This is a genomic window from Acinetobacter sp. 1424608 (genome assembly GCF_000588255.1).
Lineage (GTDB): Bacteria > Pseudomonadota > Gammaproteobacteria > Pseudomonadales > Moraxellaceae > Acinetobacter > Acinetobacter nosocomialis.
Window position 1 is genome coordinate 348,173 of sequence record NZ_JFXL01000001.1, and the last position, 14,623, is coordinate 362,795.

The 14,623-nt window shown below is 34.5% G+C and carries 12 protein-coding genes; 6 read left to right on the top strand and 6 right to left on the bottom strand.

What is annotated here, in order from left to right:
* Nucleotides 1–120: 120 nt before the first annotated feature.
* From kynU to J678_RS06405, 5 genes are all read left to right on the top strand, one after another.
* Entirely contained in the window at nt 121–1,371 is a 1,251-nt protein-coding gene (gene kynU / locus J678_RS06390; protein ID WP_017394089.1) for a kynureninase, read from the top strand.
* A 39-nt stretch (nt 1,372–1,410) separates the two neighbouring features.
* Nucleotides 1,411–2,817, top strand: coding sequence for an amino acid permease (locus J678_RS06395; RefSeq protein WP_032027201.1), 1,407 nt, complete (start codon nt 1,411–1,413; stop codon nt 2,815–2,817).
* 7 nt (nt 2,818–2,824) lie between these two features.
* Complete coding sequence (locus J678_RS06400) at nt 2,825–3,571, top strand: alpha/beta hydrolase (protein WP_025466179.1); 747 nt, start codon at nt 2,825–2,827, stop codon at nt 3,569–3,571.
* Nucleotides 3,572–4,302: 731 nt separating this feature from the next.
* Nucleotides 4,303–4,416, top strand: coding sequence for a hypothetical protein (locus J678_RS24010; protein WP_079377412.1), 114 nt, complete (start codon nt 4,303–4,305; stop codon nt 4,414–4,416).
* A gap of 232 nt (nt 4,417–4,648) precedes the next feature.
* The gene (locus J678_RS06405; protein ID WP_031955703.1) at nt 4,649–5,827 is read left to right on the top strand and encodes a S8 family peptidase; all 1,179 of its coding nucleotides are present in this window, start codon (nt 4,649–4,651) and stop codon (nt 5,825–5,827) included.
* A gap of 43 nt (nt 5,828–5,870) precedes the next feature.
* Here the strand turns inward: J678_RS06405 and J678_RS06410 are convergent, their stop codons facing one another.
* The gene (locus tag J678_RS06410) at nt 5,871–7,325 is read right to left on the bottom strand and encodes a SulP family inorganic anion transporter (protein ID WP_017394086.1); all 1,455 of its coding nucleotides are present in this window, start codon (nt 7,323–7,325) and stop codon (nt 5,871–5,873) included.
* A gap of 246 nt (nt 7,326–7,571) precedes the next feature.
* Nucleotides 7,572–8,201, bottom strand: coding sequence for an SOS response-associated peptidase family protein (locus J678_RS06415; RefSeq protein WP_016805545.1), 630 nt, complete (start codon nt 8,199–8,201; stop codon nt 7,572–7,574).
* A 366-nt stretch (nt 8,202–8,567) separates the two neighbouring features.
* Between J678_RS06415 and J678_RS06420 the strand changes: the two genes are divergently transcribed.
* On the top strand, nt 8,568–10,010 hold the full coding sequence (locus J678_RS06420; protein ID WP_017394085.1) for a glucose/sorbosone family PQQ-dependent dehydrogenase: 1,443 nt from the start codon (nt 8,568–8,570) through the stop codon (nt 10,008–10,010).
* Nucleotides 10,011–10,064: 54 nt separating this feature from the next.
* Here the strand turns inward: J678_RS06420 and J678_RS06425 are convergent, their stop codons facing one another.
* From J678_RS06425 to J678_RS06440, 4 genes are all read right to left on the bottom strand, one after another.
* Complete coding sequence (locus J678_RS06425) at nt 10,065–10,508, bottom strand: universal stress protein (RefSeq protein WP_004708443.1); 444 nt, start codon at nt 10,506–10,508, stop codon at nt 10,065–10,067.
* 145 nt (nt 10,509–10,653) lie between these two features.
* Complete coding sequence (locus J678_RS06430; protein ID WP_004708446.1) at nt 10,654–12,747, bottom strand: GGDEF domain-containing protein; 2,094 nt, start codon at nt 12,745–12,747, stop codon at nt 10,654–10,656.
* A gap of 614 nt (nt 12,748–13,361) precedes the next feature.
* A complete protein-coding gene (locus tag J678_RS06435) occupies nt 13,362–13,577 on the bottom strand; it encodes a hypothetical protein (RefSeq protein WP_006580896.1) in 216 nt (71 codons plus the stop codon).
* A 189-nt stretch (nt 13,578–13,766) separates the two neighbouring features.
* Nucleotides 13,767–14,231 carry a MarR family winged helix-turn-helix transcriptional regulator gene (locus tag J678_RS06440; protein WP_017394084.1) on the bottom strand — a complete coding sequence of 155 codons (465 nt, stop codon included), beginning with the start codon at nt 14,229–14,231 and terminating at the stop codon, nt 13,767–13,769.
* Between the last annotated feature and the right edge of the window lie 392 nt (nt 14,232–14,623).

A 14,623-nucleotide genomic window follows, 5' to 3' on the forward strand; every position in this document is an offset into this window, starting at 1 on the left:
TTTTAATTAGAATTTTATACGAAATTATCTGTTTTTGATCAAATATTATCGAATAAATCGAAAGAATCACCATGATAAAATTCAAATACAAAGGAAATGTTGAAATAGGTGCAATACCAAATGATTACTCGTGAACAGTGTTTGTATTGGGATCAGGAAGACGAACTCAAAAAATTTAAAGATGAATTTGCATTGCCAGAAGGTGTCATTTATTTAGATGGTAACTCTTTAGGCGCTAGACCAAAGAAATCTTTGTCTGTCGCTCAGCATATTATTTCCCAAGAATGGGGAGAAGACCTGATCAATAGTTGGAATAAGGCTGATTGGTGGGGGCTACCTACTAGACTGGGCGATAAGGTAGCCACATTGATTGGTGCAGAACAGGGTGAAGTTGTTATTTCAGATTCAACTACATTGAACTTATTTAAAGTTTTATCAGCAGCGGTAAAAATTCAGGCTGAAAAATTACCAGAACATAAAATAATTGTGGCGGAAAAGGATGCTTTCCCAACAGATATTTATATTATTGAAGGTTTTATTGATTTAATTCAAAAGGGCTATCAAGTTGAATTGATTGATGGAGTAGAAGACTTAGCTCGAGTTCTAGAAAAAGATGTTGCTGTAGTAGTTCTTTCTCATGTGAATTATCGTACTGGGTATTTCTACGATATGGCATCTATTAATAAACAGATTCACTCTCAAGATGCTCTAGTTATTTGGGATTTATGTCACTCAGTTGGTGCTGTGCCTATGCATCTTAATCAAGCTGATAGTGATTTCGCGATTGGTTGTACGTATAAATATTTAAATGGTGGACCTGGTTCTCCAGCATTGTTATGGGTCAATGAAAAACACCGTGATCAGTTTTGGCAACCATTATCTGGTTGGTGGAGTCATAAAAAGCCGTTTGATATGGCCCAGCATTATGAACCAGCGAATAGTATTCGTCGCTATCTATGTGGGACTCAGCCAATTATTTCTATGAGTCTGATTGAGTGCGGAGTAGATATTTTCCTGCATGCTGATATGCAAAAAATCCGGGAAAAATCGCTGAAATTAACTGATTTATTCATTCAGCTGGTACAGCAAGAATGTTCTGAATTTGGATTTGAGTTAATTACTCCTTTAGATCATAAATATCGTGGTAGTCATGTCAGTTATCGCCATGAGTTTGGTTATGAAATCATTCAGGCGCTTATCGCACGTGGCGTGATTGGTGATTATCGTGAACCTGCTGTCTTAAGATTCGGTATTACACCTTTGTATCTGGGCTTTGAAGATATCTGGAATGCAGTACAGCATTTAAAAGAAACCATGCTGAATAGTGAGTGGAAAAACAAGCGTTATTTAGTTCGCGGTGAAGTGACCTGATTTAAGGAATCAAAATAAAACAAATGGCTAGGAGGGCCTATGAGTAGTTTTGATGAAATACAAAATAGAGAAGCTGGACTGCATAAAAAGTTATCTGCAAAACAGATGGGGATGATTGCGATTGGTGGAGCAATTGGAACCGGTTTATTTATGGGAAGCAAATTTGCAATTAGTTTTGCAGGTCCCGCCGTGATAGTTAGCTATGCCATTGGTGGTTTAATTGCATTTGCACTTATGGCTTTTTTTGCTGTAATGACAGTGCAGCATCCTACTTCGGGCTCATTTGGTGCATATGCAGAACATTATATGTCTCCACTAGCTGGCTTCTTAGTCCGCTATTGTTACTGGGCTTGTATTGTGTTGGCTGTAGGTACCGAAATTACCGCCGTTGCTGATTATATGAAGCTCTGGTTTCCGAATGTAGGCTCTTGGGTCTGGATTGGATTTTTTTCACTGACCTTACTTGTTGTAAATGCCTATAGTGTAAAAGCCTTCGGGTTAGTCGAGTACTGGTTTTCCACAATTAAAGTTTTTGCCATTATCGTATTTATTCTTTTATCTATTGGTATATTGACGCAAAGTAATCAGGGAATGAATCAAGTAGTTACTAATTTGAGAGGTCATGGGGGCTTTTTTCCAAATGGCTTTAGTGGAGTATGGATCGGAGTCATTATTTCTATATTTAGTTACTTAAGTATAGAAATGATTGCTGTCGCAGCTGGTGAAGCTAAAGACCCTGAAAAAGCAGTAAAAAAGGCATTTAAAAGCACAGCGCTACGACTCATTTTATTTTACTTATTATCCTTATTTCTAATCGTTACTTTGGTGCCGTGGACTGTTTTGATTGGAGCAGATGCAACTAGTCCTTTTGTTATGGTCATGAAGATTGTTGGTATCCCATATGCAGATAGTATTTTAAATTTTATTGTAATTGTAGCTGCCTTATCTGCGATGAATAGCATGCTTTATATTTCAACCCGTATGTTGTTTAGTTTGTCACGTGCAGGTGATGCTCCAAAAGTTTTTGGCCGAATCAGTAGTAATGGTGTGCCGGTAAATGCGCTGTTGCTATCTGCGGTAGGGATTGGTATTGCTAGTATTGTTTATACGATTAATCCGGCTTCTGCGTTTCCAATTATGATTGCGCTATCGATGTTTGGTGCATTGTTCACTTGGGGCAGTATCTTTGTGACACATATGTTTTTTAGAAAACACATGACACAGCAAAACATCGAGCTAAAATTTAAAATTCCCGCTAGTCGATTTATCTCGTTGTTTGGGTTTATTGCGATTTTAAGTATTACAGTAACTACCTGGTTTACCAATGAGTTTAAATCCACTTTACAGTTTGGCGTGCCTTTAGTTCTTGTTCTGATATTTTGCTTCTACTTAAAACGTTCAACTGTAAAGCTAAATCTCAATTCTGGTGAAGAAACGTTGAAGTGATCGCTATATGAGAAAATACGATAATGCTACAACGGTAGCAAATGAGGGGAAAATACTAGCAAGCTTTCAGTATAGAAGCTTGCTGAGTTATCAGACCTATCACCATATAAAAGATATAAAGTACGGTTCACAGAACCGATCAACGATGGATCTTTTTCCTTGTGAACACACCAATAAAACCGTGATTTTTATTCATGGAGGCTATTGGCAGTGGTGTGATAAATCGGATTTTGCTTTTATAGCGCCATATATATTAGCAAAAGGAGCTCAGTGTGTACTTTTAGAATATGACTTGGCTCCTCAAAGTCATATTTCAGAAATGGTTATGCAAATTCAGAAAGCTCTAGATTTTATTGCTAAACAAAATTGGAAAACGAATGAAGTTCTATTAGTGGGGCATTCAGCAGGTGCACATCTTGGAGCTGTATGTTTAAACCATCCTTTATTATCAGAATTGGCTTTATTAAGTGGTATTTATGATTTATCTCCTATAAAGGAGACTCATTTAAATCATGCATTAAACTTATCAGAAGAGGATATTTTGAAATATAGCCCTATTTATCAGAAACAGCAGACTGATATACCTTGTAGGATTTTGTGTGGAGATTTGGAGCTAAGTGAATTGCAGTGGCAAAGCCAAAATTATTTTGAGCACAGATGTAGTACTGGTCATGAGTTAGTTTCTTTCGAGACTATTTCTGAAGTTAATCATTATTCAATTTTAGACTACTATTTTAAATATATATTTAAATAGACATGGATGTAGGCGCTGAACTTTATAAGAACAGGTTAATTATATTTTGTTATTTAAATCAGTAGATTGTTTTTGCTAAGTGATGCTGCATCAAATAATATGTTTTATTAAATTTGAAATAAATATATTCATTTTTGGTTATGTTTAAGTGAAAATGTAGAATAGATCACATTTAAGTGGCTTTTTATCACTATGTTTGATTTCAAGTTGACCTAAATTAATAACTCAATTAGATTAAAAGGATAGTGTTTTCTCTCTAATCGACAAACTGTTTAGCTGTTGCTTAGATGAGTTTTATAGTCCGTAGCTTCCCAAGATACGGACTTTTTTATTTTGCATCATCCTTTGCTAAAAAATATTTAGCCTACTAAAGCAGCAGTTAGTAGGAAGGATCAGATCGAATTAAATGAAAATTTTAAAGAAGCATTGTAAATATATCTTTAAAGGTGTATATTTACTTATGCATATACTGCGTCTGTAAAGTTGTTTATTTTAATACCCTCATATTTTAGATATGAGGGTATTTTTTATTAAAAGATTTTTTCATAAAATTAATTTATTTAAATAAAATTATTAAAGTTAGATAGTTTAAATGGTAATTGGAGTAAATAAAATATCTATACATTTATTATACGTATGACTTATAGTTAAAAAAATTGTAAATTACTTGGAGTTGCATAAATTGATAAATTTTGAAATAATTTTACTAATTTATTAATTATCATATTGTTATGGATGTTTTGAAGTTTTTGAAAAGTTTTAATACTGTTGGAACTTACTTATCACTAGCAACTATAGTATTGCTCATTATGATTATATTTTTTTATTTTATTTCTCCAAAATAATAAAATACATCTCACTATAAAAAAAATAAATATATAAATTTAAATTAGATTTCTATCACAATTTTTATTGAAAAAGTTGAAGCATATTGTGTGGAATAAAAAATTATGAAAATATGATTTAGGTTTAAAAACAGATAAAAATCTTTAAGATTTCCATCTTGAATTTAATCCTGAAATAAAAAATTTATTATTTATCATAAAAATACCTGAAATATAATATATGGAGATACACATGAAGATTCGCAAGGTTTCTGCTGTTTTTCTTTCAATGGCTGCGACTCATTTAGCTTATGCGGCACCTAATCTTTTAAATTCTGCAATAGATTCTTCTCAAGCAAAAGGAATTATTAAAAATCAATATATTGTCATTTTGAATAAGGATATTGGGCCTGCAAAAGATTTTGCACAGAATATTGCAAAACAGCATGGTGGCAGAATTTTACAAAGCTACGACAGTGCTCTTAAAGGTTTTGCAATTTATTTACCTGATACCGCAGGAACAGCGTTCATTGAAGCGATGAAAAAGAACCCTCAAGTTCTTTCTGTAGAAAATGATACTGTAGTGAATATTGATGCAACGACACAAACTAATCCTGATTGGGGACTAGATCGTATTGATCAGAAAGCTTTACCATTAAATTCAACATATTCTTATTCGCAAACTGGTAACGGGACAACAGCTTATATTGTTGATACTGGTATATTATCTACTCATCAAGAATTTTCAGGTCGCGTATTAAGTGGATATACAGCAATATCTGATGGTAATGGTACGACTGATTGTAATGGGCACGGCACACATGTTGCTGGAACGGTAGGCGGTACCACTTATGGTGTTGCCAAGAATGTAAAACTTGTCCTTGTTCGGATTTTAGGATGTGATGGTTCCGGTGCTTCGAGTAATGTTATTGCTGGTTTAGATTGGATTTTGAAAAATGGAAGTAAACCAGCTGTTGTAAACATGTCCTTAGGTGGGGCGGCAAGCTCTTCTTTAGATAGTGCAGTAGAAAACTTATATAATAATGGCTATGTAATGGTCGTAGCTGCTGGTAACTCAAATACAGATGCATGTACTTCTTCTCCGGCGAGAACAAGTAATGCAATTACAGTTGCTGCAACTGACAATACTGATACTCGAGCAAGCTATTCTAACTACGGAAGCTGTGTTGATATTTTTGCGCCCGGAAGTCAAATTAACTCTTCTTGGATTGGGAGTAATACGGCCACTAAAGTATTAAATGGCACTTCCATGGCAACTCCACATGTTGCTGGAGTAGTTGCTGAACTTCTTCAAAGTACACCTACAGCTACACCTCAAACGATAACATCCAATCTGCTAAATCAAGCGACTAGTGATGTGGTGAAAAATCCATCTGGTAGCCCAAACCGTTTATTATATAAATCTCCTTAAAAATATAATTCTCTATGATTGAAAAGGTCCCGCAGGACCTTTTTTAAATTTTTGCATGTGTACCATACTTGTCAATCATGACTGAATTGGCTTCGTTTAAACCACGTACAGTAACTTGTATGCCATTCTTTTGAAACCTTTCCACTGCTGAATCAAGCATTGCAACCGAAGTGATATCCCAAATACGTGAATGAGTCAGATCAATAATGACTTCTTTTACTTCTTCTTTAAAGTTAAAGCTTTGCATGAATTTATCTGAAGAACTAAAAAAGATTTGTCCTCTTAAATCATATAAACGATAGTTGCCTTCTAATGAGGTTATCACGTGTACATCATTTTCAAGTTTATTCGCTAAGAAAAGCGCGGAAAGTAATACACCCGTCAATACGCCTAGTGCTAGGTTATGAGTAGCTACAACTACTACAACGGTTGCAATCATGACGATATTGCTACTTTTAGGATGAGTTTTAAATTGCGTAAGTGAACTCCACTCAAAAGTACTGATTGATACCATAATCATGACAGCAACAAGTGCAGCCATAGGAATAACTTTCAACCAATCACTTAAAAATACGACTAAAATCAGCAAGAATATACCTGCACATAAAGTAGATAAGCGTGTACGGCCACCTGATTTAACATTAATCATTGATTGTCCAATCATTGCACATCCAGCCATCCCACCCATAAAACCCGAGGCAATATTGGCAATACCTTGACCTTTACATTCCTTAAATTTATTACTCGGGCTATCCGTCATTTCATCAACAATTGTGGCTGTCATCATCGACTCAAGTAAGCCAACTGCAGCTAACGCTAATGAATAAGGAAGAATGATAAGAAGGGTATCTAGATTAAGAGGAATATTTGGAATTAAAAAAATAGGTAGTGTATTTGGTAGTGCTCCCATATCGCCAACTGTTCGCACATCAATGCCTAAAAAGAGGGTAAGTAATGTGACTATAACAATACATATAAGGGGAGATGGAAAAAATTTTCCAAGCTTTGGTACATAGGGAAATAGATAAATAATTGCTAAACCAATAGCGACTAATAGATAGACGTACCAACTTACATTGATTAACTCTGGTAGTTGAGCCATAAAAATGAGTATGGCGAGAGCATTTACAAAACCAATTACAACCGATTTAGAGACAAAACGCATGAGTTTAGCAAGCTTAAGATATCCCGCTATAATTTGTATAACACCCGTCAAAATAGTAGCTGCGAATAAATACTGAAGACCATGTTCTTTCACTAGGGTCGTCATGACTAAGGCCATAGCACCTGTTGCTGCCGAAATCATGGCAGGGCGGCCACCTACAAAAGAAATAATAACCGCAATACAAAAAGATGCATATAAACCAATTTGGGGATCTACACCTGCAATAATTGAAAAGGCAATCGCCTCTGGAATTAAAGCCAGACCAACAACAAGCCCAGAAAGAATATCTGCACGGACATTAGAGAACCATTGTTCTCGAAGATTCGTTAACATGGAAATAGCCTAGAATTTTAAATTTTAGAAAGGCTAGTGATGTGATATACCAACACACAAGCGACTACACCACATCACTAGACAGTGATGAGTTATTTACAAAAGAGAAGGGTAAATAAACTTAAGGTGGCGTAAGTGTCATGGATAATGAAAATTTGAAGTTTTAAAGAGGTGCGAAGGATAACATAAGTTATTAGGCGGAGCCATTCAAGCTTGCTACTTTCACTTATCAGGCATCTAACTATTTTATGATTTGTTCATCTCAGCTTTAGGCAAAGACGTAAATTCATTTAATGGCATATCTAGGAAAAAGTCAGAGGCTTCATCATGCTTGCAATTTAACCAATCATTTCTAAGATCTTCAGGTATCACAATAATTGAACGTTTTTCATCATCTGGTTTATGGAACTGTTTCATAAAAGAATGTCGATCTGCATTGATTGTTAATAATGACATTGTTCTAACTTTCTGCTCATCAATTATGGTTTCTTCATAAATTGCTGCAAGTGTAAATGGCTTTCCATCTTGACGGAATATACCATACCAATGAGCTTTTCCATTGATATATTTAGGTTCATAAATAGCTTCAACAGGTATAAGTGCGAATTGATCGTGTGACCACGCATGCTTAAAGGAACGTTTTTGTTCAACCGTTTCAGTCCTCGCATTATAAGTTGCGTATTTAAAAGTTATTTCTTTTGCATATGGAGGTAGCATACCAAATTTAACTTTTCTCCATTCCCATTCATTTTGTTGAGATAAGATCATTGGACAGTCATCGCTTGGATAGACATCCGAGTTATAGTCAAAAGTAGGTTCAAATAAGCCTAATTGATGAGCATGAGCTTTTTTAAGGGGTTTAAAATTTGCACACATAACTAAACCTGATTTCTGCTTTAATGCTTTAGTCCTAGCTTGGAACTTTTGGCTTTGTGTTATGTATATTTTTATAGTTTGAATTGTTTGTTTCAGTATTAATTTTTACTTTTCAATTACTTTAACAAAGATTTTCTTCGGATTAATCGTTTTAAAAAATAAATGAATTATTGGTAGGGGGGAACCATAGGGTATTTCTAAGATATTTATTCGTTTTGAATAGCTACTTTTATGCAACAGAGCCTTTCAGAAATTTGGATTTTAATAAATATGCTATTCATCATAATACAAAAGATATAGAGAACGCATACAAATCAAACGTTTTTAGTGTGAGTTAACTCTTTAAAAAATTTATAAGGTGGAATTATGAATAAACATTTATTAGCGAAGATCACTCTTTTAGGTGCTGCACAACTATTTACCTTTAATACGGCATTTGCGGATATTCCTCTTACCCCAGCACAATTTGCTAAAGCAAAAACACAAAATTTTGATAAAAAAGTTATTCTGTCTAACTTGAATAAACCTCATGCTTTGTTATGGGGACCAGACAATCAGATTTGGTTAACCGAGCGTGCGACTGGTAAAATTTTGAGATTAAATCCTGAGTCTGGTAGCGCAAAAACCGTTTTTCAGGTTCCTGAAATTGTGAATGATGCTGATGGTCAAAATGGTTTATTAGGTTTTGCTTTTCATCCTGACTTTAAACATAACCCTTATATCTATGTTTCGGGCACTTTTAAAAATCCAAAATCTACAGATAAAGAACTACCTAACCAAACGATTATCCGTAGATATACCTATAACAAAACAACAGATACATTTGAAAAACCTGTTGATTTGATTGCTGGCTTGCCATCATCGAAAGACCATCAGTCTGGTCGTCTCGTCATTGGTCCAGACCAAAAAATCTATTATACAATTGGTGACCAAGGCCGTAATCAGCTAGCTTATTTGTTCTTACCGAATCAGGCACAGCACACTCCAACTCAGCAAGAGCTCAATAGTAAAGACTACCATACATATATGGGTAAAGTATTACGCTTAAATCTGGATGGAAGTATCCCTAAAGACAACCCAAGCTTTAACGGAGTAGTGAGTCATATCTACACTTTAGGGCACCGTAACCCACAAGGTTTAGCGTTTGCTCCAAACGGAAAGCTTTTACAATCTGAGCAAGGACCAAATTCTGATGATGAAATTAATCTCATTTTAAAAGGTGGGAACTATGGTTGGCCAAATGTAGCGGGTTATAAAGATGATAGTGGTTATGCTTATGCTAACTATTCGGCTGCAACCAATAAATCACAAGTTAAGGATTTGGGACAAAACGGAATAAAAGTAGCTGAAGGGGTTCCGGTGACTAAAGAATCCGAATGGATTGGTAAAAACTTTGTAGCCCCTTTGAAAACGTTGTATACCGTTCAAGATACCTATAACTACAATGATCCAACTTGTGGTGATATGACTTATGTTTGTTGGCCAACAGTTGCGCCGTCATCGGCATATGTATATACGGGAGGCAAAAAAGCGATTCCAGGATGGGAAAATACATTATTGGTACCATCTTTAAAACGTGGGGTAATTTTCCGTATTAAGCTAGACCCGACGTATAGTGTGACTTTAGATGATGCTGTCCCGATGTTTAAAAGCAATAACCGTTATCGTGATGTGATTGCAAGTCCGGAGGGTAATGTTCTATATGTACTGACAGATACGGCTGGGAATGTGCAAAAAGATGATGGTTCGGTAACAAATAATTTAGAGAATCCAGGTTCTCTCATTAAATTTACGTATAACGGAAAGTAATCTACGCAAAAAACCCAGCGCTATCGCTGGGTTTTTACACAACTTTAGATGTATTTATTCAGTTACGACCAATACTGGCACATGAATTTCTCCTAAGAGTGCTTGCGTTACACTTCCTAAGAAAAACTTTTTAAAACCTTTTCGCCCATGAGAACCGATTACTAATAAATCAGCTTTTAGTTCAGTTGCTGCTTTAATAATTTCTGTGTGAATTGTTTGACCCTCAACAATCTTTGTTTCAACAGAAATTCCGTGTTGATTAAATTGTTCTTTAGCTTGATCTAAGATGCCCTGAATCGAAGCTCTCGCTTTATTAAAGTAATCTTGCGCAATTTCTGTACTATCGATGATTTCAACTGAAATAAAAGGATCAATAGTAAGCGCATATACTAAAGTGACTTTACTGTTAAACGCTTTAGCAAGGCTTGCAGCATGGTTAACCGCAATAAGTGAAGTAGGAGAACCATCGACTGGAACTAAAATATGGTGATAACTCATATATTGCTCCTTATTGTCTTATGACAATATTTATTGTTGAAGAACCTAAGCTTGTTATCGTTATGTTTATATTATCGCCAATTTTATGATTTCTATTGTGTGTTTTTAGTGTGCAAAGTGAGCGACTACTTTTTAAAGGTAGAGATTAACTCATTGAATAATGGCTTTCTAAGTAAGCCTGACCTTGTTTGAGAATAGATACAACCTGATTGGCATCGATAGCTTGTTCGAATAAAAAGCCTTGTCCAATGTTATAGCCAAATTGAAGAAGTAATTCTTCTTGTTCTGGTGTTTCAATGCCTTCTGCAATTAGACCAAGTGAGAGATTTGGAGCAAGTAAGCCAATGGCTTGAACAATTGCATAAATTGATGGGTCATTTTGCATCTTTTGTATAAAGCTACAGTCGACTTTTAGACAGTCAATTGGGTAATCTCTTATATGTGTTAGAGAAGAGAATCCTGTTCCGAAATCATCTAAAGCAATGCGTACACCATGTTGTTTTAGTTTATTGAGTGCGCGAATAACATATTCCGAACCACGGTCCCCAAGCATATGCTCAGTAACTTCTACTTCAATTAAATGTGTAGGAATTTCAAGATGATTAATTTTTTTTAATAGCCGTTCTGCATAATTATCTCTTAAAAACTCAACTGGTGCAGCATTTAGAGATACTGGAAGGGGCTGAAAACCTAATTTTATCCATTTAGCCATATCATGCAAAACTTGATGCTGCATGATTTCACCAATTTTACTTGCTAAATCGTAATCTTTGAAAGCTTCAGCAATCTGAGAAGGTAAACCTGTCTGAGCCGACGTCGTGTGCCAACGGAGTAATGCTTCAAAGCCCACGACAGTATGTGTTTTTAAATCAACTTTAGGTTGATAATAAGGTTGGATAGTATGGTGACGAATAAGCTGCCGGGCAATGTTAAGTTGAGATGCGATTGCCTCGGTTAATTGCATCATACTTGGGTTATACATACGTATACCGCCACGACCTCGAGCTTTTAAGTCATGCAGTGCCATGTCTGCACAGCTTAATAAACTTGATTGATCAACAGCATCTTGAGGATAAATGGCACAGCCAATACTCATCCCGCCGTTGAGTACATTCCCGGCATACGTAATAGGTTGATTAAGTTGCTGAAGCAATACTTCAGCAAGCTCGCGCACATCATTTTCATTTTTTAGATGGCTGACAATAACTGCAAACTCATCGCCACCTAATCTAGCGACAGAACATCGTTCATGGTCTACACATTGATTAAAACGTTTGGATAGTATTTTTAATAAGTGATCACCAGCACTATGGCCTATGGTGTCATTAATGTGTTTGAAATGATCTAAATCAATTAAAAGTAGTCCTACACTTGTTTGCGTTTCCCTTGAGTAGGCTAGAGTACGTTTTAGTTGAAGCTTAAACGAGCGTCTATTAAATAATCCAGTAAGTTCATCTCTTTCACTAATATCTCTTAATCGGTTTTCAGTAAGATATTGTTGAGTGACATTCCGGGAAACACACAATATTTGAATAATTTCGCCATTTGTATGCTGGATTGGGGTAAGCATGTTATCCCAATATTCAGGATCTTGATGAGGTAAACAACTCATGCCAGCGAATCGAGCTACTTTACCTTCTAAGGCTTTTTTTAAAGCAACTCTTCCACGCTTACGAATATGAGATGGTAAAAGGTCTAACCATCGCATGCCAAATTTTTTTTCATTTACAGGTACACCTAGAGCAAGGCATCCTGATTTATTCATATGAGATACTGTACCATCAGTATTTAAAACTTTAATACAATCCACACTAATATCGAGCATTTGGTTCTGTATATCGATATCTTTGCGTAAGCTTTGTTGTTCTTGAATATCTTGGTCAATATCTAGGAAACTAACAAACCATTCATTTTCCTGAGAAGATTCATGGTATTTCGACAATTGAATAGAAAGTTTACACCATCGATAGTGGTGACTCTTATGCAAAAGACGGCATTTAAACTCAACTCTTGATTGGAGCCGTATAGCATCTAACCATTTATTTTTAACTTCTTCTAAATCGGCAGGGTACACGAAATCTAACCATTGCTGAAACAATGGAGGAGAAGTATCGCGCCAGTACTTTGTACACTCCGTATTGCAGTATAAAATTAAGCCCTTTTCATCACTGACCCAAGTCGGTAGAGGAAACTGCTCAACAATAAAGTGCTTTTGGGTAGTGTTCGACATTGAAGTCATAACATGCCTAAAACTGCTGAAGAGTTAAACTATTTATAAACTGTATTGTAATAGTTGTGTCGTCCCCACAAAAGCTATAAAAACTGAATATTTGATGTTTTTTTAGACTTGAATAAATGTTTTTCTAAATTTGAACTGTTATTACTCATGTATGCATATGTTATTTATTAACTTTTAATTTTATGAAAATTATAAAAAATAGAGTTTTAACTTTAAAAAATTATGCTTATTTTTGTAAAAAACTTGTTAAAACAGGTGTTTATATGGCTGTAATAGAAGGCTTAACTGAGAAATTTATATCAAATAAAATATTTAAATAAGAAAAAAATGAATTACTTTGAATATTTTCTTTTAAAAAATTTATATAAAGAATCAGCTTAAGTTATTAAGTATTAATACAATAAGCACTATTAACTTTACAAAAGTAATATAAAATAAGGTCTTATGATATCGTAGAATTCTTTTTGTCAAAAAGGATATATAATTCCTTTTTGTGCATTTTATAGCCTACATTTTCCCCAAGATGTAGGTTTTTTTTATGCCAAAATTTTATTATCTCACTCGTTATTAACTTGTTAAATTATAAATAAAAAAAGCCATAATGGCTTTTTTATTTATACGGCTTCTGGTTTTTTCAACTGTTGTTGAATATAGAGATTCATATAGTATTGCTCTATATAATCATCAGCATAATTATTAGCTAATGTTTTTGTAGCTACTTGTTCATGCTTAGCATAGCAGTTAGTTTCCAAGTCCTTTTCAAGTACCCACCATTGGCGATTAATACGACGTACCTGAAACTTATCACTTTTATATTTTCTTTTAGCCATTTTTCCTATCATTACAATGTAGAGAATAAAAAAGAGTTTCTACTGGAGTTGAAAGAACAAGTCAACAAGCAGAATGTTTAATTGATTACTTTATGAAATCCATGTTCTTTATCATAATTATCACGTTTAAAAAAAGCCCTCCTGAGAGAGCTTTAAATCTAATAAATTTTGCAAATTATGAAAAAATAACTAACGCGATAGATTTTTTAAAAGCATTTTTAAGCTTTCCATCATTTTTTCTAACTGTAGAGGGGTAATACCTTCAAATGATTGTTCAAGTACCACACTCGTAAGATCATTAATTTTACTGATCATTTCAATACCACGTTCAGTAAGATATACACGTGTAATTCGACCATCTGTTTGGCAAGAATATGTTTCAACTAAACCTTCATCTTTTAAGCGATAAACAATTTTAGTTGTCGTGGACATCTTTGAAATAACCATGTCAGATAGCTCAGATACGCTAGCATGAGGTTTGCTACTGAGTGCAAGCATAATACGTCTACGAGAATTATCGAGGCCATATTTTTTAAGGGCATTATCAATATTTTGAACATATTGAGCATGGACCTGAGTAATCCAATAATATGGAAAATCTTCAAGAGTGAAAGATTCTGTTGTAGGTAAAAAACGCGCATACTTCTTTGTCATTGACTTTTCCCCATACCTTGGTGGATCGCATTTTTATGAAACTAATCTTAATAGTTGAAAAATATAGTTTCACTAAGCAAGTTATATCAGGACTTTAAGTCTTGAGCAAAATTTATATTGTTTGAATTAACAAGGACAAACTATAAATTTTCCTATTCTGATAAAACTTTTTTCTTACCGTTTATTTGAACTTGGCTGCTCGCTTGTTCGTAAAATGAACGATATCTGTTTGCATGAGAATCCTAGAAAAAAAAACTTGTTTTGAACGTGACATTTCTATAAAAATTTTTTGTCTATAAAGTCATAACGATAAAAAATCAATCCATTTAATAAAGAAATGTTTAATTTAATCAATAGCTTGATTTGGTTTGAAATGATAAAAATTTACCATA